Raw genomic sequence first — 19,063 nt, 5'->3', positions numbered from 1 at the left:
AAGCATGCGGCATTTTGGGGGTCTTTTTCACGCGATCGGCAGCGTTGCCGGGGATCGCGGCGGAAATTTAGCGGTTCTGTTCGGCATGGTTGCGTCGGTGCTGGCGCTGGGCGTCGGCTTTGCCGTCAACGTTTCCCAACTCTACAACGCCAAGTCGAGTTTGCAGGGCGTGATCGATGCGGCGGTGACCTCTACGGCACGCGACCTGACGACCGGCGTCATCAAGGAGGCCGACGCCAACAAGTCGGTGCAGGCGTTTCTCGATGCCAACAGCCGAGCGGGCATCCTGCAGGCTGATCGGACCGTCCTCGACAAATTGACCATCGACAGGACCGCCAAGACGGTTCAGGCGGACGTCCATGTCGATCTCGGCCTTTATTTTCCGCTTTTCAGCATGGGTGACATGAAGCGCGTTGCCGCATCGACGACAGCGCTCTATTCGGACAAGACGATCGAAGTGGCGATGATGCTCGACGTCACAGGGTCGATGGCCGGCCAGAAAATCATCGATCTGAGGACAGCTGCAGCGAACGCGGTCGACAGCTTCTTGGACGGCCAAGACTCCTCCAACCCCCGGGTGCGTGTCTCCATCGTGCCCTACGCCAATTCGGTGAATGCCGGCGCGCTTGCCGCCAGCAGCGTCTATGTCGAAACCTCGACCAGCCAGCGCAAGCAGGCGCCAGGCAATGGCGCCGTACAGTACGTCTCCGGCTTAATACGTCCGGACAATTGCGCCACTGAGCGCAAGGGCACCTATCAATATTCGGATGCAGGCCCCGACATCAGCATGGTCAATCGCGATTACCTGTTGTCGTCCTTCGCTTGGCGGACAGGCACGGCTGCCTGTCCGGCCGCCGCGTTGAAGCCGCTGACGGCGGACGCCGCGGCGCTCAAGAACGTCATCAAGACCTTTGTCGCATCGGGCGGCACAGCGGGCCATATCGGCGTGCAGTGGACCTGGTACATGCTTTCGGAAAACTGGGGCAGTGTGATGAATGCTTCGCAGCGGCCGGCCAAGGCGGATCCGAAAAAGGTCGCCAAAATCGCGATCCTGATGACCGACGGCGAGTTCAACCTGTCCTATTTCGATGCCAGCACTGTCGGTGAGGTCTACAATGATGCCGGCAAGGAACCGACCCGCACGGCAGCCAAGACGCTCTGTACCGCCATGCGCGACAAGGGCATCGAAATCTTCACCATCGGTTTCGATCTCAACGAAGAGATTGCCCAGGCGACACTGCACAATTGCGCGAGCCCGGATACCGCCAAGATCAAGCACTTCTATCAGGCCGCCAACGGGACGGAACTCAACCAGGCTTTCCAGGACATAGCGCACAACATCGAAAGCCTGGCATTGACCAAATAGAGGGCATTGACCAGAGAGGATCCGGACAAGAAAAAGGGCCGCCGCTTCTTTCGAAGTCGGCGGCCTTCCGTGTTTCCGTCCATGGCGCGGCTCATGGCGGCGACGTGTCACTTAAAGTGTTAAAGTGCTGGAGCGTCCTTTGCGCGTCCAAAGGACGCGCGGCGCTCCAGGCGTCGCCGGCCGCGCATCTCGCGCCTTAACGGGAAGACTGCTTCCCGAAAGTGCAATCCGCTGAGGCCACGTTCTGGAAAACGAAATCACTCGACATCGGATCACCTCCTTTCGATTTGTTGAAGACGCCCCCATGATGGGGTGTCGATCCGCAAATGGCAAGCCGCCATCTCGAAAATGCGGTGCACGTTTGCCGCTACTGCTTGCGGCTATCCGATCGGACAGGCAAAGTCGCTGCCGGACCACCAGCGGGATGAGTAGGAAGGACGGGGATGGAGGCAGCCGACAGAGCCGCACGGATCGTTCGAACGGTTATCGAGACGTTGAAGCCGGGTTTCGCGGTCAAGCTGTGGAACGGCGAGCGGATCGGCCCCGCCACCGGCCCGGTGGTCACCATCAACGACCAGGACATCGTCTGGCAGGTGATGCGCCGGCCCAACCTCTCGACGCTGATCGAAATGTGGATCTCCAAGACCATCGACGTGGAAGACGGGTCGCTGTTCGATTTCTACGCTCTGCCTGCGCACGGCAAGCTCAGGACGAAGCTCAAGTCGTTGCCCAAGCTCGCGGTCCTGCGCGACCTGCCGGCCGTGCTGTTTTCGCGAAAGCAGATGACGGCGCGGACCGACCTTTCCGGCCGCAACCCCTTCGTCAGCGGGTCGAACAGGCAAGCAATCCAGCACCACTACGACATTTCGAACGCCTTCTACCGGCTCTTCCTCGACGAACGCATGGTCTATAGCTGCGGCTATTTCACCGATTTCGCCAATGGCATCGACCAGGCGCAGAAAGACAAGCTCGACCATATCTGCCGCAAGCTCCGGCTGAAGCCCGGCGAAAGGCTGCTCGACATCGGCTGCGGCTGGGGAGCCATGCTCATGCATGCCGCGAAAAATTACGGCGTCGTCGGCCATGGCGTCTCGCTGTCGGAAGCCCAGACTGAGCTCGCCCGCGAGCGCATCCGTGCCGAGGGACTGGAGGATCGCATCACCATCGAGATAAAGTCCTATGCCGAGCTGTCCGGCCACTTCGACAAGATCTCGTCGATCGGCATGTTCGAGCATCTCGGGCTGGCCAACCACGCCGCCTATTTCTCGACCATTCATCGCTTGCTCAAACCGGGCGGCATCTATCTGCATCACGCCATCACCCGGCGCGACAAGGGCAGCGTCAAGAAGACCTTGCGCAAGGGCCCGGAATTCAAGGCGCTGATCAAATACATCTTTCCCGGCGGTGAGCTCGACACGATCGGCATGACGCTTGGCAATCTCGAAGCGCACGGCTTTCTTGTCTACGATGTCGAGAATTTGCGCGAGCACTACGCCCGCACCTGCCGCCTGTGGGCCGAGCGCCTCCACGCACGCTTCGACGAAGCGATCGCCGAGGTCGGCGAAGCCAAGGCGCGCCTCTGGCTGCTTTATCTCACCGGCTGTTCGATCACTTTCGAACGCGGCTCGGCGCAGATTTTCCAGACCGTCGTCACCAAGCGCGCGCGGGGCCCGAGCGGCCTGCCGCCGACGCGGGCGGATTTGTACCGGTAGTTGGTTTAGGTTGTGAACTCATAAACGTAACGGCTCAGCGGTTAGTCTTTGACGCCTTGGTTGCTGCAAGAAGCGCTGCGAAAGTCTGCTGGGGTCATTTTGAAGAGAGCGTCGCCAGCGGCGTCGGGTGAAACCGGATTGCCCTGCGCAGAGACGACTGCCGTCGAAGGCTGGTCATCACAGCTGCAGACGATCCAACTCGCTCCGCCGAACGTTCTGTTCGCTGGACCAGTTTCGCACTTCATCGGCGGAGACGATGCTATTTGCGGTGCCTCCGCCCGCCCTATCCCGGCGGCAAACAGGCCTAGCATCACCAAACGCAACAGTGCAGCCATAGGCCAAAAGTGTGCCGCACCAAAGCGCAGACTGCGCAAGGCCGCGCACCAGACGCGGTGGCGCGTCTGCTGATCTGATCGAGGGTGTTTTGGCACATCACAACCCCGCCCGCTGGTGTTATGCTGCCTTTCGCCTCCGAGGCTTGGTCAATGCTGACGTGCGACGAGGCTGAGGAGGGGGACATGGCAGTGACGGAGCTTCAAAACCGCAGTGGCGTGCGGATTGGCACTGATCTTATCGATGAGTTCGCCGTCGGGTTGGCTGGACGCTTAATCCGGCCCGCTGATGCCGACTACGACGAGGCGCGCCGGATTTGGAACGCCGCAATCGACCGGCATCCGGGATTGGTTTCACGTTGCCTCGGCGTCGCCGATGTAATCCACACGGTGAAATTCGCCGCCAGAAACGACCTTCTCGTCGCGGTCCGTGGGGGCGGTCACAATGTCGCCGGGCGGGCACTATGCGACAACGGCATTGTTGTCGATCTCTCCGCCATGCGTGGCGTGCTGGTTGAACCCAAGACGCGCACCGTGCGGGTGCAAGGCGGTGCGACGCTTGGCGACCTCGACCGCGAGACACATCTGCATGGGCTGGCGGTGCCGGTCGGCGTCGTGTCGAAGACCGGCGTTGCCGGGCTGACACTCGGCGGCGGCGTGGGCTGGCTGGTCCGCAAGCACGGGCTGAGTTGCGACAACGTGATCTCGTTTGAGCTGGTGACGGCTGAGGGACGCCTGCTGACGGCCAGCGCAGAAGAACACCCCGACCTTTTCTGGGCCCTACGCGGCGGAGGCGGCAATTTCGGCATCGTCACCTGCTTCACCTTCCGCGCGCAGCAAATATCGTCGGTGTTCGGCGGCCTGATTGTTCACGGCCGCGACAAGGCCCGCGAGGTGCTGCGCTTCTATCGCGACTTCATGGCCACGGCACCGGAGGAACTGACTGCCTACGCGGCCATGTTGACGACGCCGGACGGCATGCCGGCGGTCGGCATAGTCGCATGCTGGTGCGGTGACATGGAAGAAGGTGCACGCGTGCTGGCGCCGCTGCGAGCTTTCGGTCCGCCGCTGGTCGACGCCATACAGCCAATGCCCTACCCGTCGATGCAGAAGCTGCTGGACGGGGCGTTCCCGGACGGCACCCGCAATTACTGGAAGGCGAGCTTCGTTCCGCAACTTACCGATACGGTCATCGACCTGCTTGTTGAGCATGGAAACCGCATGGAGTCGCCTCTCTCGGCCTGTCTCGTGGAGTTCTACGGCGGCGCGCCGGGCCGGGTCAGTCGCACGGACTCTGCCTTCGCCCAGCGGAACGCGGAATACAACATTGGGATGACCGCGCAGTGGACGGATCCGGCCGAAAGCGAAAGGCATATAGCCTGGGTGCAGGCCATGTACGATGCGTTCGAGCCGCATTCGAGTGGCATGCACCTTCTCAACTTTCAGAGCGAACCCGCGGACCAGGTGATCCGTGCCTCCTTCGGTGATAATTACAGTCGGCTTGCCGAGGTGAAGCGGAAATATGATCCCATGAATTTTTTCAGCCTCAACCAAAACATCTCGGCCGCGGCACACTAGCTGCCCCTCATTAAGATCCGGGGGTTATCGACGCGTTCCTTCGGGATGGTCAGTGTGAATGCAGCATATGGATACGCCGACGAATTGCCTCGTCCACGGTGGATAGGTCGGCGCGGTGATTAGCGGCTGCGAGGTCGCCGACATAGGCCAATGGTTGCCAACGATCTTGATCCTTGCTGCGCTCATTATGGTGCCGTTCGGTTGGTATTGGCGCAAGCTTCTGGATACGAACGTGAGGGCAGGGCGTGCCGCTGACAGTTGCCCGGCTGTACGGGCGCGAAGGTGAGGTCGCGCGAGAAGGCAATCGTCCGGCTCGTCGCGGCGCGTTCGGCATGGCCCAACCGGACTAATAAGCGCGTCGCGTCTGAAAGGATTCACGCGACGCGCGACGCGCTTTAAGTCCTTGTTTTTATACATGTCGTTATCCCAAAACCGCTGCGCACTTTTGGGCAACATGCATTAGACCAACCGCATCGTCTCGCCGATTTCGACGCGGGCTGGCCGGTCGACCGTGCAGTAGACGCCGAGATTATGCGCGTTGTGACGGACCAGATTGCGCAGGATTGCCGGATCGTGGTCGAAACCATCCTGTGCGATGATGGTGAAGCCGCATCGGCGGCACGGCTCCGAGATCGTCAACAGCAGGTCGCCGATCGCCAACTTGCGACCGATCCATTCCGTCTCCGGGAATGATCCCTCGACCGCCGGCATGTCGACGACGATGTTGGGGCGGAACCGGCGCGGGTCGGCGGTGCCGTCGGGATGCAGCGCCTTCAGGCGCGCCAGCGAAGCGGTGGTCAGGAGGTGGATGGGGGCCTTGCGGTAACGCTCCACGGTCAGGGGACCGGCGTAATCCGGCGCAGCATCTTCCCGGCGAAACGGCCGGATCGAGGCTTCGAAGCCGAGAAAGGCGGAAACAGCGCGGTCGCTTTCGGCTCCAGGCGCTGGCAGCCAATCGCTCTGTGGCGTCGCGATCTCCAGTTCGCGGGCTTGCGACAACCGGGTCCGGATGCGTGGCACCTTGTGCCATTTCGCCTCGCGGTCGGGCCGTGCGATTTCATTATTCGAGGCATCGACAAGGCCGAACAGGCGGTCGCCATCGATGGTTTCCAGACCGACCGAGATCACCTCCAGGCATTCGCCGGCGAGCGAACTCGCCGGATAGCGCCAAAGCCCGGTGACGGCACCCAATGCATCAGGCCCTCTTGTTCTGCCGGTTGGCGACGAGGTCGTCGACGACCGCCGGGTCGGCCAGCGTCGAGGTATCGCCGAGCGCGGCAAAATCGTCCTCGGCGATCTTGCGCAGGATGCGCCGCATGATCTTGCCGGAACGGGTTTTCGGCAGGCCGGGAGCGAACTGGATCTTGTCGGGCGTGGCGATGGCGCCGATGTCCTTGCGGACATGGGCGACGAGTTCCTTGCGCAACTCTTCGCCCGGCTTCTCACCGGCCATCAATGTGACGTAGCAGTAGATGCCCTGGCCCTTGATGTCGTGCGGATAGCCGACGACGGCGGCTTCCGAGACTTTCTCGTGTGAAACCAGTGCTGATTCGACCTCGGCCGTGCCCATGCGGTGGCCGGAGACGTTGATGACGTCGTCGACGCGACCGGTAATCCAGTAGTAGCCATCGGCGTCGCGGCGGCAGCCGTCACCGGTAAAATACTTGCCCTTGTAGGTGGAAAAATAAGTCTGCACGAAGCGCTCGTGGTCGCCATAGACAGTGCGCATCTGGCCCGGCCACGAATCGGTGATGCAGAGGTTGCCGCTTGCAACGCCTTCCAGCACCTTGCCGTCACCGTCGACCAGTTGCGGCTTGACGCCGAAGAAGGGCCGCGTCGCGGACCCTGCCTTCAGGTCAGTGGCACCGGGCAGCGGCGTGATCAGGATGCCGCCAGTCTCGGTCTGCCACCAGGTGTCGACGATCGGCACCTTGCCGTTGCCGACGAGGTTGAAATACCACTCCCAGGCTTCCGGGTTGATCGGCTCGCCGACGGTGCCCAGCACGCGCAGCGATTTGCGCGACGTCCTGGTGACATGGGCGTCGCCCGCGCCCATCAAGGCGCGCAACGCCGTCGGGGCGGTGTAGAAGATGTTGACCTTGTGCTTGTCGATGACCTCCCAGAAGCGGGACTGCGACGGATAGTTAGGCACGCCTTCGAACATCAGCGTGGTGGCGCCGTTGGCGAGCGGCCCGTAGACGATATAGCTGTGGCCGGTGACCCAGCCGACATCGGCGGTGCACCAGTAGATGTCGCCATCATGGTAGTCGAAGACATATTGGTGGGTCATCGAGACATAGACGAGATAGCCGGCCGTGGTGTGCAGCACGCCCTTCGGCTTGCCGGTCGAGCCTGATGTGTAGAGGATGAACAAAGGGTCCTCGGCCTTCATCTTCTCCGGCTTGCACTCCGCCTTCACCGAAGCGATCTCGTCGTGGTACCAGACGTCGCGCCCCGGAGCCCAGCCAACCTTGCCGCCGGTGCGGCGCACGACGACGACCTTGTTGACCATCACGAAATTCTTCGCGGCGATGTCGATCGCCTTGTCGGTGTTGTCTTTCAACGGAATCGGCTTGCCGCCGCGCAGGCCTTCATCGGTGGTGATGACGAAAGTCGATTCGCAGTCGACGATGCGGCCGGCCAATGCATCCGGCGAGAAGCCGCCAAAGACCACCGAATGGATGGCGCCGATGCGCGTGCAGGCAAGCATCGCGTAGGCCGTTTCAGGGATCATCGGCATGTAGATGGTAACGCGGTCGCCCTTCTTGACGCCGTGCTTCTTCATCACATTGGCGAGCCGGCAGACATGCTCGTAAAGCTCGCTATAGGTGATCTTCCTGTCGTCGTAGGGATTGTCGCCTTCCCAGACGATGGCGGTCTGGTCGCCGCGCTTCTTCAGATGCCGGTCGATGCAGTTCCAGGAAACGTTGGTCTCGCCGTCCTCGAACCATTTGATCGAGACCTTGCCGTTGAAGGAGGTGTTCTTGACCTTGCTGTAGGGCTTGAACCAGTCGATGCGCTTGCCGTGCTTGCCCCAGAACTTGTCCGGGTTCTTCACGCTCTCGGCATACCATTTCAAATAGGTGTCATTGTCGATCAGTGCGTTCTTCTTCCACGCCGGCTGGACGCGATGGACATGAACCTCGGACATTTTTTCACTTTCCTCCCAAGACCAAGCCGCCCGGCTTGACCGCCGTCGGCATCACGGCGAAGCGGCCGCGAATTCGCGCGCATTATTAACAGTTCCGCGGTGACGGCAATATTAGACGTTGGATTTGCGCGGCGGGATGCCGCAGACGCTTTCTTCACTGTTATCAGCACTCGGGTTGGATCGCTGCTAACTACATGTTTTTGCGTCGTAAACCCGGCCTCAGCTACGAAATATCAATAGACGATTAAGCAAATTGCGCGCACAATTTCAAATTGGGAGGAAAGGAGAATCAACCAGGGGACCGCGATGCGCGACCATTCCGAAATGGACCTGATGCTCAAGGGCTACGGCTTGACCACGGCCAAGATCCTTTATCATTTTCCCGATCATCCGCATCTCCTGCAGAGCTTCATCTGGCAGGACTACGACATCGCTCCGAAATTTCCGGTGCTGATCCGGTTCATCGAGTTCTGGCAGACCAAGCTCGACGGCCCGCTGCATTCGGTGAGCTATACGCACCAGAAGCTGATCGCGCCTAACGAATGGCACAAGGTGGACGGCGAGTTCGTGCTGCATTAGGGCGTGTCGATATTCAGGTGAGGCCGGCCTGCGAATGGCGGTTTCCTGCGCTTACCTACAGCGCCGCGCGCCCTATTGGGCGGGCAAAGGACGCTGTAGAACTTTGATTTTGCGCATGACCTTTCCGAAATCGATCTCGATTTCGGGGTCATGCGCGGGCTCACCTATTTTAAGTACGCTCCGCTCCGGTTCTCGGAAGCCACCATTCTCGGCGCGGCCTGACCTAAATCTCAACACGCCCTATCCCCGGACGTTTGATGTATCGAGCGGGGTCAGACCGCGGGCGGGCTGAGCCTGGCGAAGGCTTCCTGCCGGCGATACGGAAAATGCGGATAGGGCGCGGTGACCGCGCTTGCCGCGTCGAGCTTCTTCATCTGGTCTGATGTCAATGACCAACCGACGGCGCCGAGGTTCTGGCGCAGCTGCTCCTCGTTGCGCGCGCCGATGATGACAGAGGCGACGGTCGGCCGCTGCAGTAACCAGTTGATGGCGATCTGCGGCCGGTTTCCTTGGCGACAGTGTCGAGCGCATCGACGACCCGGTAGAGTTGCTCGTCCTCGACCGGTGGCCCGAAGCCTGCGGTGTCGTGCAACCGGCTTGTTTCCGGCAGTGGCTCGCCGCGGCGGATCTTGCCGGTCAGGCGGCCCCAGCCGAGCGGGCTCCACACCAGCGCGCCAACGCCCTGGTCGAGGCCGAGCGGCATCAGCTCCCATTCATAGTCGCGCCCGACCAGCGAATAATAGACCTGATGGGCAACGTAGCGTGGGTAGCCGTGCTTGTCCGCCAGGCCGAGCGATTTCATTACTTGCCACCCGGAAAAGTTGGAAACGCCGACATAGCGCAGCTTGCCGGCGCGCACGAGACTGTCCAGCGTCGACAGCACCTCCTCGATCGGCGTTGCGGCGTCGAAAGCGTGCAGTTGCAGCAGGTCGATGTATTCGGTGCCGAGACGCCTCAGCGCATCCTCGACGGCCTTGATGAGACGCGAGCGGGAAGAGCCGGCATCGTTGGGACCGTCACCCGTCGGCAGCGAGGTCTTGGTCGAGATCAGCACGGCATCGCGGCGGCCCTTGATGGCCGCGCCGAGCACCTCCTCGGAGGCGCCATTCGAATAGACGTCGGCGGTGTCGAACAGGTTGACGCCGGCCTCAAGGCAGATGTCGACCAGCCGCCGCGCTTCCGTCGCATCGCTGTTGCCCCAGGCGCCGAACAGCGGCCCCGAACCGCCGAAGGTTCCAGCGCCGAACGAGAGCGCCGGGACCTTCAGACCCGAGGCGCCAAGACGTCGATAATCCATGGTTTTGCTCCTTGTATCGAAGGGTGGTTGGATTTGTTTGGGATCGTCACGACCGGGCGGATGCCGGTGCGCCGAGCTCCGAGCTGCGGTCGAGGCGCAGCGCTAATCCCGCCACGGCCAGTGCGGAGAGCGGCAGCAGGGCGGCGACCCAGCTGACGGCGCCGAGGCCGGGGCCATGGGCGATCACCACGCCGCCGAGCCAGGCGCCGGCGGCGTTGCCGAGGTTGAAGGCGGCGATATTGAAGGATGAGGCCAGGCTCTGGCCGGCGCCTTCAGCCTTTTCCAGCACCCACATCTGCAGCGGCGCCACGGTGGCGAAGGCGGCGGCGCCGAGCAGGCCGACATAGATGACGGCCATCACCTGGCTGTGCAGGGCGAAGGTCATCGTGCCGAGCACCAGCGCCAGCACAACGAGACTGCCGAGGACGGAAGGCACCAGCCAGCGGTCGGCGAACTTACCGCCAAGCAGATTGCCGGCGATGAGGCCGCCGCCAAAGACCAGCAGGATCGGCGACACGGCTGCTTCCCCAAAACCGGTGATCTCGGTCAGCAGGGGAGCGATATAGGTGAAGACGGCGAAGACGCCGGCATAGCCAAGCACGGTGGTGGCGAAGCCAAGCAGGACCGGCGCGCGGCCGAGCACGGCGAGATCGCCGCTCAGGTTGCTCTTCTCAGGCGCTGCCTGGCTGCGCGGCACCAGCAGGAGAATGATGGCGAAGGCGACGATGCCGACCAGGGTTACCGCCCAGAAGGTCGCCCGCCAGCCGAAGGCCTGGCCGAGCCAGGTGCCGAAGGGCACGCCGAGGATGTTTGCGATGGTCAGGCCGGTGAACATCAGGGCGATCGCCGAGGCCTTCTTGTTTGGCGCCACCAGCCCGGTCGCAACGACCGAACCAACGCCGAAGAACGTGCCGTGGGCAAAGGCGGTGAGCACGCGGGCAGCCATCAGTGTCCAGTAGTCGGGGGCGAGCGCGCAGGCGAGATTGCCCAGCGTGAAGATCGCCATCAGCGCCAGAAGCACGGTCTTGCGCGGCCAGCGGCCGGTGGCGATCGTCAGCAGCGGCGCGCCGATGACGACACCGAGCGCATAGCCGGAAATCAACTGGCCGGCGGCCGAGATCGAGACTCCGAGATCGGTGCTGACGTCGAGCAGCAGGCCCATGATGACGAATTCGGTGACACCGATGCCGAAGGCACCGGCGGCGAGGGCGTAAAGAGCAAGAGGCATGGCGGTTCCCATTTCGATGACAGCCAGTGTTGAAGACGGGACGCCGTGTCCTCCCACGCCCCGTCCCGGAAGATCGTGTCGCGGCGTGCTGTGAACCAGCCTTGCGCAGGGCACATTGTCTGTGAAATAGATTCACGAATGGCGAGACCCGACATCAACCGCTCCGGCGAGATCGAAGTGTTTGTCCGCGTCGTTGAGGCGGGGAGTTTTTCGGCCGCCGCTCGCGCGTTGCGGATGACGCCGTCGGCAGTGAGCAAACTGATTGCGCGGCTTGAGGCGCGTCTTGGCGCGCGGCTGATCAGCCGTTCGACACGCAAGCTGCAACTGACACCGGAGGGCGCGGCCTTCTTCGACAGCGGCGTGCGCATCCTGGCCGACATGGCGGCAGCCGAGCGCGAGGCGGCGGCCGGCGCCGCCCCGCGCGGCCGGCTGCGGGTCAACAGCTACGTGCCCTTCGGGCAGCACCGGCTGATCCCGCTTTTGCCGCGTTTCCTCGAACGCTATCCGGAAATCACCATCGATCTGGTTTTGACCGATCATGTCATCGACCTGATGGAGGAGCGCGCCGATGTCGCGATCCGCGCCGGGCCGCTCGGCGAATCACGGTTGGTGGCGCGCAAGCTCGGGCAAAGTCCGGTGGTGGTCGTCGCTGCGCCGTCCTACCTCAGGACGCACGGCATCCCCCGGACGCCGGCCGATCTCGATCGCCACAATCGGATGGGTTTCTGTTTCGTGCGCCATGTCGATGATTGGCCATTCGTCGACGCGGCCGGCGAGGCCGTTCTCGTTCCGATAACCGGAAATGCGCTGGTCAGCGATGGCGAGGCGATGCGGCAGATGGCGCTTTCGGGGGCGGGCATCGCCCGGCTGGCGCGCTGGCATGTGGAACCCGACATCGCCGCCGGGCGGCTGGTACCGCTTCTGGAGGCCTTCAACCCAGGCGACGAGGAGCGTACCCACGCCGTCTATGTCGGACAGGGCAAGCATTTGCCGGCGCGGGTGCGGGCCTTTCTCGACTTTCTGGTCGAGACGGTCCGCCTGACCTGAGCCTAAAGAAGATCGGAGCCAAAGAAGATCGGGAACCGGTCGGCTCCCGAAACATCAATCGAGGTGAGATTGAACTACCTTTTCGGCGCAAAGGGCGCCGGCCGCCGGCCGGCCGCCTGACGCTCGAGCATCCAGCCCGGATATTCGGCCGGCAGCGCGCTGACCTCGTCGAGACGAGCAAGATCGTCGGTGTCGAGCTTCAACTCGGTGGCGGCGAGGTTCCGTTCGAGCTGCTCCATGCGGCTGGCGCCGATGATCACGCTCATCACGAAGGGTTTGGCGAGCACATAGCTCAGCGCGACCGTGGCGACGCTGACGCCATGCTTGCCGGCGATCTCGCGCATGACGGCGACCGCCGCCCAGGCGCGGTCCTCATTTACAGGCGGGAAATTGAAGCTGGCGCGGCGGCCTTCGCCATTGCCGGGCGCGCCGGGTCCGTATTTGCCGGAAAGCAGCCCGCCCGCCATCGGCGACCAGACCATCAGTCCAAGCTTCTCCTCGTTGAGCAGCGGAACGATCTCGCGCTCCAGGTCGCGGCCGGCGATCGAATAGTAGGACTGGACGGTCTCAAAACGGGCGAAGCCCTTGCGTTCGGCGATGCCCAATGCCTTGGCGATGCGCCAGGCCGCCCAGTTCGAAACGCCGACATAGCGGACCTTGCCGCTGGCAACCAGATCGTCGAGCGCCCGCAGCGTCTCATCGATCGGCGTCACCGTGTCGGTGCCGTGAAGCTGATAGAGACCGATATGGTCGAGCTGCAGCCGCTCGAGACTGCCCTCGACCGAACCCATGATGTGGCCGCGCGAGGAACCGCGCTGGTTGGGGCCGTCGCCCATGGCGCCATGGACCTGGTGGCGATGATCACATCCTGCCGGTTGATGCCGAGATTCCGCAGCGACTGGCCGAGAAGCCGTTCCGATGCGCCGAAGGAATAGACGTCAGCGGTGTCGGAGAAATTGACGCCGGCGGCGAGCGAGCTCTGGACGATCCTGTCGACGCCGTCCTGGTCGAGGCTGGCGATCAGGCCCCATTGGTCGTTTTCGCCGGCGGCGCCGAAGGTCATGGTGCCCAGGCAAAGTTCGGAGACGAACCCGGCCAATATAGGAACGATACGTTCCGTTTCCATTCGTTGGCATAACGGCCTAGTGGTTCTGGACCAAGCTCCGCGACCGACGATCCGGCGGGGTGGGGGAAACAGGTCAGATTGTCCAAGGATTGAGGACCGTCACCCCGGTATCGTCGAAATAGGCGACGTTTCGCGTAACCAGAATGAGGTCGTGGACGAGCGCGGTCGCGGCGATGAGCGTGTCGGCGCTGCCTCGCGTGCGGCCAGCCGAGATGCGACCCCACGACAACGCGACATCTTCAGTAACCGCAAGGATGCGGTCGGCATTGTCCCGCCGAAGCTCTCGCAGCCACAGATCGAGGCGCGTTGCCCGTTCGGGATCGACCTTGCGCAGCTTGACGATCCCGCGTTCGATCTCCCCGAGCGTGATGACACTGAGATTGACCGAATCCGGATCCACTGAAGCTAGCCACGCGGTAGTCTTGGGCAAGCGTCGTTCCACATCCGAAACGATGTTCGTGTCGAGCAGGTACATCAGAGGTCGATGTCGCGGATCATCGTATCCGAGCGACGGTTGACCTCTTCGGCGAAATCATCATCCCAGACGGGACCGGTCAGAAGATATTCTGCCAGTGACTTCTTTTTTCCCGACAAGCGGTCATAGTCTTCGGCAGAAAGCACCACCGCCGCGCGCTCGCCACGCAGGGTCACCGTCTGCGGTCCCTCGCTGCGCGCGCGCTGAACCACTTTGGAAAAGTTGTTTTTCGCATCCTGAAGATGCCAGTTCATGGGTCGCTCTCCTAGCTAGCTTGGCTAGATATATGCCTGACGCGCCCGACTATCAAGGTTGATCGCTAAACTGCCGCTAAACGAAATGTCCGCTAACGGCTGCCGAAGATCGCCGAGCCGATCCTGACACTTGTCGCGCCGAAGGCGATCGCGGTTTCGTAGTCGCCGGACATACCCATCGAAAGCTCCTCCACACGTGCCCCCGTGCTGAGCTTTTCCAGCAGCGCGAAATGCGGACCGGGATTCTCGTCGGCCGGCGGGATGCACATCAGGCCTTCGATGGCGAGGCCATGGACGTCGCGGCAGCGGGTGACGAAGGCGACAGCCTCGCGCGGCTCGATCCCTGCCTTTTGTGGTTCCGAGCCGGTGTTGACCTGAACGTAGAATTTTGGTGACCGGCCTTGTCTGGCGATTTCCTTGGCGAGTTCGGCCGCGATCTTCTCCCGATCGACCGACTCGATGACGTCGAACAGCGCGACCGCTTCCTTCGCCTTGTTCGATTGCAGCGGACCGATCAGATGCAGCTCGATGTCGGGGAAGTCCTCCTTCAGCGCCGGCCATTTGGCTTGTGCTTCCTGGACGCGGTTCTCGCCGAAGACGCGCTGGCCGGCGTCGATGACCGGGCGGATATCGTTGGCGCTGAAGGTCTTCGAGACCGCGACCAGCCTCACCGCGCCGGCTTGCCGTCCTGCCTCGCGCTCGGCGGCGGCGATCCTCGCCTTGACCGTGAAAAACTGTTCGACGGCGCTCGCCATGCCTATATCCTGACTCTGGTTTTTGTCCTGGCCGGAGCGTCGCAGTTGACGGGTCCGGCAATCCATGGTGAACACCGCGACGACATTTCCTGAGCCGCCGGGCATGTCCGGCTGTTCGCGCATGCTTTTTAAGTGAAAAACACCCGATGGCAACCGAACGATACAATCCGCGCGCATCAGAGCCCAAATGGCAGAAGGCCTGGGACGCCAAGAAGCTGTTCGAAGCTGACAACGACGACCCGCGTCCGAAATACTACGTACTCGAAATGTTCCCCTATCCGTCGGGGCGCATCCATATCGGCCATACCCGCAACTACACGATGGGCGACGTGGTTGCGCGCTACAAGCGTGCCAAGGGTTTCAACGTGCTGCACCCGATGGGCTGGGACGCCTTCGGCATGCCGGCCGAGAACGCGGCGATGCAGAACAAGGTCCATCCCAAGGACTGGACCTATCAGAACATCGCCGCCATGCGCGAACAGCTCAAGGTCATGGGCCTGTCGCTCGACTGGGCACGCGAATTCGCCACCTGCGATGTCGACTACTACCACCGCCAGCAGATGTTGTTCCTCGATTTCGTCGAGAAGGGGCTGGTGACGCGCAAATCCTCCAAGGTCAACTGGGATCCGGAGGACATGACGGTGCTTGCCAACGAGCAGGTCATCGACGGACGCGGCTGGCGCTCGGGCGCGCTGGTCGAACAGCGCGAGCTGACGCAGTGGTTCTTCAAGATCACCGACTATGCGCAGGATCTGCTGGACTCGCTGGAAGGCCTCGACGAATGGCCGGAAAAAGTGAAGCTGATGCAGGCGAACTGGATCGGCCGTTCGGAAGGCCTGCTGATCCGCTGGCCGCTGGCCACTCCAGTCGATGGCGAAGATGAGCTGGAGGTCTACACGACGCGGCCCGACACCATCTTCGGCGCCTCCTTCATGGCGGTCGCAGCTGATCATCCGCTGGCGAAGAAGGCGGCCGAAAGCAATCCGGCGCTGGCCAAGTTCATCGACGAGGTTCGCCATATGGGCACTTCAGTGGCGGCACTGGAGACAGCCGAGAAGAGGGGTTTCGATACCGGCATCCGCGTCGTCCATCCGTTCGACGCGAACTGGACGCTGCCTGTCTATGTCGCCAATTTCGTGCTGATGGAGTACGGCACCGGCGCCATCTTCGGCTGCCCGTCCGGTGACCAGCGCGACCTCGATTTCGCTAACAGATACGGCCTGCCGGTCATTCCGGTGGTGATGCCGGAAGGCGAGAATCAGGGAAACTTCCAGATCATCGACGAGGCCTATGTCGGCGACGGCGTGATGATCAATTCGCGCTTCCTCGACGGCATGAAGCCTGATCAGGCGTTCGACGAGGTGGCGAAGCTGCTGGAACAAAAGACTATCGGCAATCGGCCGGTGGCTGAGCGCAAGGTCAACTTCCGCCTGCGCGACTGGGGCATTTCGCGCCAGCGCTACTGGGGCTGTCCGATCCCGATGATCCACTGCGAGGATTGCGGCGTGATGCCGGTGCCGAAAGCGGATCTGCCGGTCAAGCTGCCGGACGACATCGAGTTCGACCGGCCGGGCAATCCGCTCGATCGCCATCCGACATGGCGGCATGTCAAATGTCCGCAATGCGGCAAGGATGCACGCCGCGAAACCGACACGATGGACACGTTCGTCGATTCGTCCTGGTATTTCGCGCGCTTTACCGCGCCCTGGGCGAACGACCCGACCGATCCCAAGGCAGCTACCGAATGGCTGCCGGTCGACCAGTATATAGGCGGCATCGAGCACGCCATTTTGCACCTGCTCTATTCGCGCTTCTTCACCCGCGCCATGCGCGAGACCGGCCATGTCGATCTCGCCGAGCCGTTCAGGGGCCTGTTCACGCAAGGCATGGTGGTGCACGAGACCTATCGGGTCGGCGGTGGCTCGAACAGCCGCTGGCTTGCACCCAGCGAGGTGCGGCTGGAGGACGTCGACGGCAAGCGCCGCGCCGTCGAAATCGCGACCGGCGAAGAGGCGGTAATCGGCCCGCTCGAAAAAATGTCGAAGTCGAAGAAGAACACGGTGAGCCCGGAAGAGATCACCGACGGCTACGGCGCCGACACCGCGCGCTGGTTCATGCTGTCGGACTCACCACCCGAGCGTGATGTCGAATGGACCGACGAGGGTGCTGCCGGCGCGCATCGCTTCATTCAGCGCATCTGGCGGCTGGTGTCGACGGCTGCCGAATCGCTCGCCGGCAGCCAACCGGCAGCGGCGAAGGAGGGCGAGGCAGGGACTGTGTCCAAGGCCGCGCACAAGATCCTGAAATCAGTCGGCGAGGATATCGAAAAGCTCGCCTTCAACCGCGCTATCGCCCGCATCTACGAACTCGCCAATGCGCTCACCACGCCGCTCAACGAGGCGGCTGAAGGCAAGGCCGCCCCGGCGCTCAAGGCTGCCTGTCGGCAAGCCGTCGACATCCTCGTGCATCTGATTGCGCCGGTCATGCCGCATCTGGCCGAAGAGTGCTGGCAGACGCTCGGCGGCACCGATCTTGTCGCCGAACGGCCCTGGCCTGTCTATGAGCCGTCGCTTGTCGTCGACAACGAGATCCTGCTGCCGGTTCAGGTCAACGGCAAGAAGCGCGGTGATTTGACAATTGCCCGCGACGCGGACCAAGGTGCCGTCGAAAAAGCGGTTCTGGCTCTCGACTTCGTGCAGAAAGCGCTCGAAGGTAAGGCACCGCGCAAGGTGATCATCGTCCCGCAGAGGATCGTCAATGTCGTTGCCTGATCCGAGGAAGACAGAAGTGACGCATTTGCTGCGCCGTATCGCGCTGTATGGCCTGGTCGCTTCGGTTGCGCTGGTTTCGGCCTGCACGGTGCGCCCGCTCTATTCGAGCGCGCCGCTGTCGGCCGGCTCGCAAGTCGGGGCTGCCGCCGAACTCGGGTCCATCGCGGTCAAGCCGGTCAACACCCGCTACGCCCAGCAGGTCCGCAACAATCTGATCTTCGCGCTCGGCCAGGGTGCGGGCGAGCCGGCTTCGCCCGCCTATTCGCTCGATCTCGGCGTTACCGAACTTGTTGAATCCGCTGCAACCGTGCAGGTCTCGACCGATGACGACGAGCCAACCGCGGGCACGGTGACACTGACCGCGAACTATGTGCTGACCGACGCCAAGACCGGCGCGACGATCGCGACCGGCAGGCGCTCGATAGCGTCGTCCTTCGACAGGCCCCGTCAGGAATTTGCCTCCTACCGGGCGCAAATCGACGCCGAGAACCGCGCGGCGCGCGAACTGGCGGACCTGCTGCGCCTGTCGATCGCCCAGAATCTGGTCAAGCACGGCAGGACGGTGGCGGGTTAAAACTTTTCGGCCGGGATCGATACGTTCCGGCTACCGTCGAGGTCCAGTTGCTCGCGCACAAAAAAGGCCGATTGCTCGGCCTTTTTACGGGAACGCGGCGTCTTAATTTCAGCCGACCTTCTGGATTTCAGCCGATCTTCTGGCCGGTCTTGGCCCAGTCGGTGAGGAACTGCTCCAGGCCCTTGTCGGTCAGCGGATGCTTGACCAGCGCCTTCAGCGTCGCCGGCGGCGCGGTGATGACGTCGGCGCCGATCAGTGCGGCCTGCTTGACGTGGTTCACCGTGCGCACCGAGGCGGTCAGGATCTCGGTCTGGAAATCATAGTTGTCGTAGATGGTGCGGATGTCCGAGATCAGTTCCATGCCGTCCCAGCCGCTGTCGTCGATGCGGCCGACGAAGGGCGAGATGAAGGAGGCGCCGGCCTTGGCGGCGAGCAGCGCCTGGGTGGCCGAGAAGCAGAGCGTGACATTGACCATGCGGCCGTCCGACCGGATGTCCTTGCAGGCCTTCAGGCCGTCGAGCGTCAGCGGCACCTTGATGCAGACATTGTCGGCGATCCTGGCCAGGATCTTGGCCTCCGCCATCATGTCCTTGTATTCGGTGGCGACGACTTCGGCCGAGACCGGGCCCTTGACGATCTCGCAGATCTCTCTGGTGACGTCGGCGATCTTGCCGCCGGATTTGAGGATCAGCGAAGGATTGGTGGTAACGCCGTCGAGCAGCCCCAGATCGTTCAGGTCACGGATTTCATTGACATCGGCGGTGTCGACAAAAAATTTCATGGCGGGGTCTCCTGAAGATTTCGCATCGGCCCGAAAA

General features: G+C 62.5%; 14 protein-coding genes and 2 pseudogenes. 7 read left to right on the top strand and 9 right to left on the bottom strand.

Annotation, left to right across the window (positions count from 1 at the left end; genetic code table 11):
• The first annotated feature begins 4 nt into the window (after positions 1 to 4).
• The 3 genes from AC0L14_RS20510 (at position 5) to AC0L14_RS20500 (ending at position 4,988) form a co-directional block, all read left to right on the top strand.
• Positions 5 to 1,366 carry a TadE/TadG family type IV pilus assembly protein gene (locus AC0L14_RS20510; RefSeq protein WP_473750547.1) on the top strand — a complete coding sequence of 454 codons (1,362 nt, stop codon included), beginning with the start codon at positions 5 to 7 and terminating at the stop codon, positions 1,364 to 1,366.
• A gap of 443 nt (positions 1,367 to 1,809) precedes the next feature.
• A complete protein-coding gene (locus tag AC0L14_RS20505; RefSeq protein WP_473750546.1) occupies positions 1,810 to 3,078 on the top strand; it encodes a class I SAM-dependent methyltransferase in 1,269 nt (422 codons plus the stop codon).
• A 518-nt stretch (positions 3,079 to 3,596) separates the two neighbouring features.
• The gene (locus AC0L14_RS20500; protein ID WP_473750545.1) at positions 3,597 to 4,988 is read left to right on the top strand and encodes an FAD-binding oxidoreductase; all 1,392 of its coding nucleotides are present in this window, start codon (positions 3,597 to 3,599) and stop codon (positions 4,986 to 4,988) included.
• A 459-nt stretch (positions 4,989 to 5,447) separates the two neighbouring features.
• Here AC0L14_RS20500 and AC0L14_RS20495 read toward each other — a convergent pair whose 3' ends face one another.
• Together AC0L14_RS20495 and acs are read right to left on the bottom strand one after the other, a co-directional pair.
• Positions 5,448 to 6,179 (bottom strand): MOSC domain-containing protein, encoded by a 732-nt coding sequence (locus tag AC0L14_RS20495; protein ID WP_473486237.1) that lies wholly within the window; start codon positions 6,177 to 6,179, stop codon positions 5,448 to 5,450.
• A gap of 4 nt (positions 6,180 to 6,183) precedes the next feature.
• The gene (acs, locus tag AC0L14_RS20490; protein WP_473486238.1) at positions 6,184 to 8,139 is read right to left on the bottom strand and encodes an acetate--CoA ligase; all 1,956 of its coding nucleotides are present in this window, start codon (positions 8,137 to 8,139) and stop codon (positions 6,184 to 6,186) included.
• A gap of 306 nt (positions 8,140 to 8,445) precedes the next feature.
• Here acs and AC0L14_RS20485 point away from each other — a divergent pair, with 306 nt between their 5' ends.
• Positions 8,446 to 8,718, top strand: coding sequence for an usg protein (locus tag AC0L14_RS20485; protein ID WP_065011174.1), 273 nt, complete (start codon positions 8,446 to 8,448; stop codon positions 8,716 to 8,718).
• Positions 8,719 to 8,990: 272 nt separating this feature from the next.
• Here AC0L14_RS20485 and AC0L14_RS20480 read toward each other — a convergent pair.
• Positions 8,991 to 10,015, bottom strand: a pseudogene (locus tag AC0L14_RS20480) (aldo/keto reductase).
• 46 nt (positions 10,016 to 10,061) lie between these two features.
• The gene (locus tag AC0L14_RS20475) at positions 10,062 to 11,243 is read right to left on the bottom strand and encodes an MFS transporter (RefSeq protein ID WP_473486240.1); all 1,182 of its coding nucleotides are present in this window, start codon (positions 11,241 to 11,243) and stop codon (positions 10,062 to 10,064) included.
• Positions 11,244 to 11,381: 138 nt separating this feature from the next.
• Between AC0L14_RS20475 and AC0L14_RS20470 the strand changes: the two genes are divergently transcribed.
• A complete protein-coding gene (locus AC0L14_RS20470) occupies positions 11,382 to 12,290 on the top strand; it encodes a LysR family transcriptional regulator (RefSeq protein WP_473750544.1) in 909 nt (302 codons plus the stop codon).
• A gap of 74 nt (positions 12,291 to 12,364) precedes the next feature.
• On the opposite strand, the pseudogene AC0L14_RS20465 reads toward AC0L14_RS20470, so the two are convergent.
• The 4 genes and pseudogenes from AC0L14_RS20465 to AC0L14_RS20450 all read right to left on the bottom strand — a co-directional run bounded on the left by AC0L14_RS20465 (position 12,365) and on the right by AC0L14_RS20450 (position 14,900).
• A pseudogene (locus AC0L14_RS20465) lies at positions 12,365 to 13,416 on the bottom strand (aldo/keto reductase).
• A 73-nt stretch (positions 13,417 to 13,489) separates the two neighbouring features.
• Complete coding sequence (locus AC0L14_RS20460) at positions 13,490 to 13,891, bottom strand: PIN domain-containing protein (RefSeq protein ID WP_473525768.1); 402 nt, start codon at positions 13,889 to 13,891, stop codon at positions 13,490 to 13,492.
• The gene (locus AC0L14_RS20455; protein ID WP_123151235.1) at positions 13,891 to 14,145 is read right to left on the bottom strand and encodes a type II toxin-antitoxin system Phd/YefM family antitoxin; all 255 of its coding nucleotides are present in this window, start codon (positions 14,143 to 14,145) and stop codon (positions 13,891 to 13,893) included. Before AC0L14_RS20455 ends, AC0L14_RS20460 begins: the two co-directional genes overlap by 1 nt.
• A 92-nt stretch (positions 14,146 to 14,237) precedes the next feature.
• Positions 14,238 to 14,900, bottom strand: a complete 663-nt coding sequence (locus AC0L14_RS20450) for a YggS family pyridoxal phosphate-dependent enzyme (RefSeq protein WP_473525767.1) — start codon at positions 14,898 to 14,900, stop codon at positions 14,238 to 14,240.
• 146 nt (positions 14,901 to 15,046) lie between these two features.
• Here AC0L14_RS20450 and leuS point away from each other — a divergent pair, with 146 nt between their 5' ends.
• Together leuS and lptE are read left to right on the top strand one after the other, a co-directional pair.
• Complete coding sequence (leuS, locus tag AC0L14_RS20445) at positions 15,047 to 17,671, top strand: leucine--tRNA ligase (protein WP_473525766.1); 2,625 nt, start codon at positions 15,047 to 15,049, stop codon at positions 17,669 to 17,671.
• A complete protein-coding gene (lptE, locus tag AC0L14_RS20440) occupies positions 17,658 to 18,245 on the top strand; it encodes an LPS assembly lipoprotein LptE (RefSeq protein WP_473525765.1) in 588 nt (195 codons plus the stop codon). The genes leuS and lptE overlap by 14 nt, the downstream gene beginning before the upstream one ends.
• Positions 18,246 to 18,372: 127 nt before the next feature.
• Here lptE and fsa read toward each other — a convergent pair whose 3' ends face one another.
• Positions 18,373 to 19,026 (bottom strand): fructose-6-phosphate aldolase, encoded by a 654-nt coding sequence (fsa, locus tag AC0L14_RS20435; protein ID WP_473525764.1) that lies wholly within the window; start codon positions 19,024 to 19,026, stop codon positions 18,373 to 18,375.
• Positions 19,027 to 19,063 lie beyond the last annotated feature (37 nt).

This window comes from Mesorhizobium sp. WSM4841, assembly GCF_055811515.1.
This window is presented reverse-complemented; position numbering and strand designations above follow the sequence as displayed.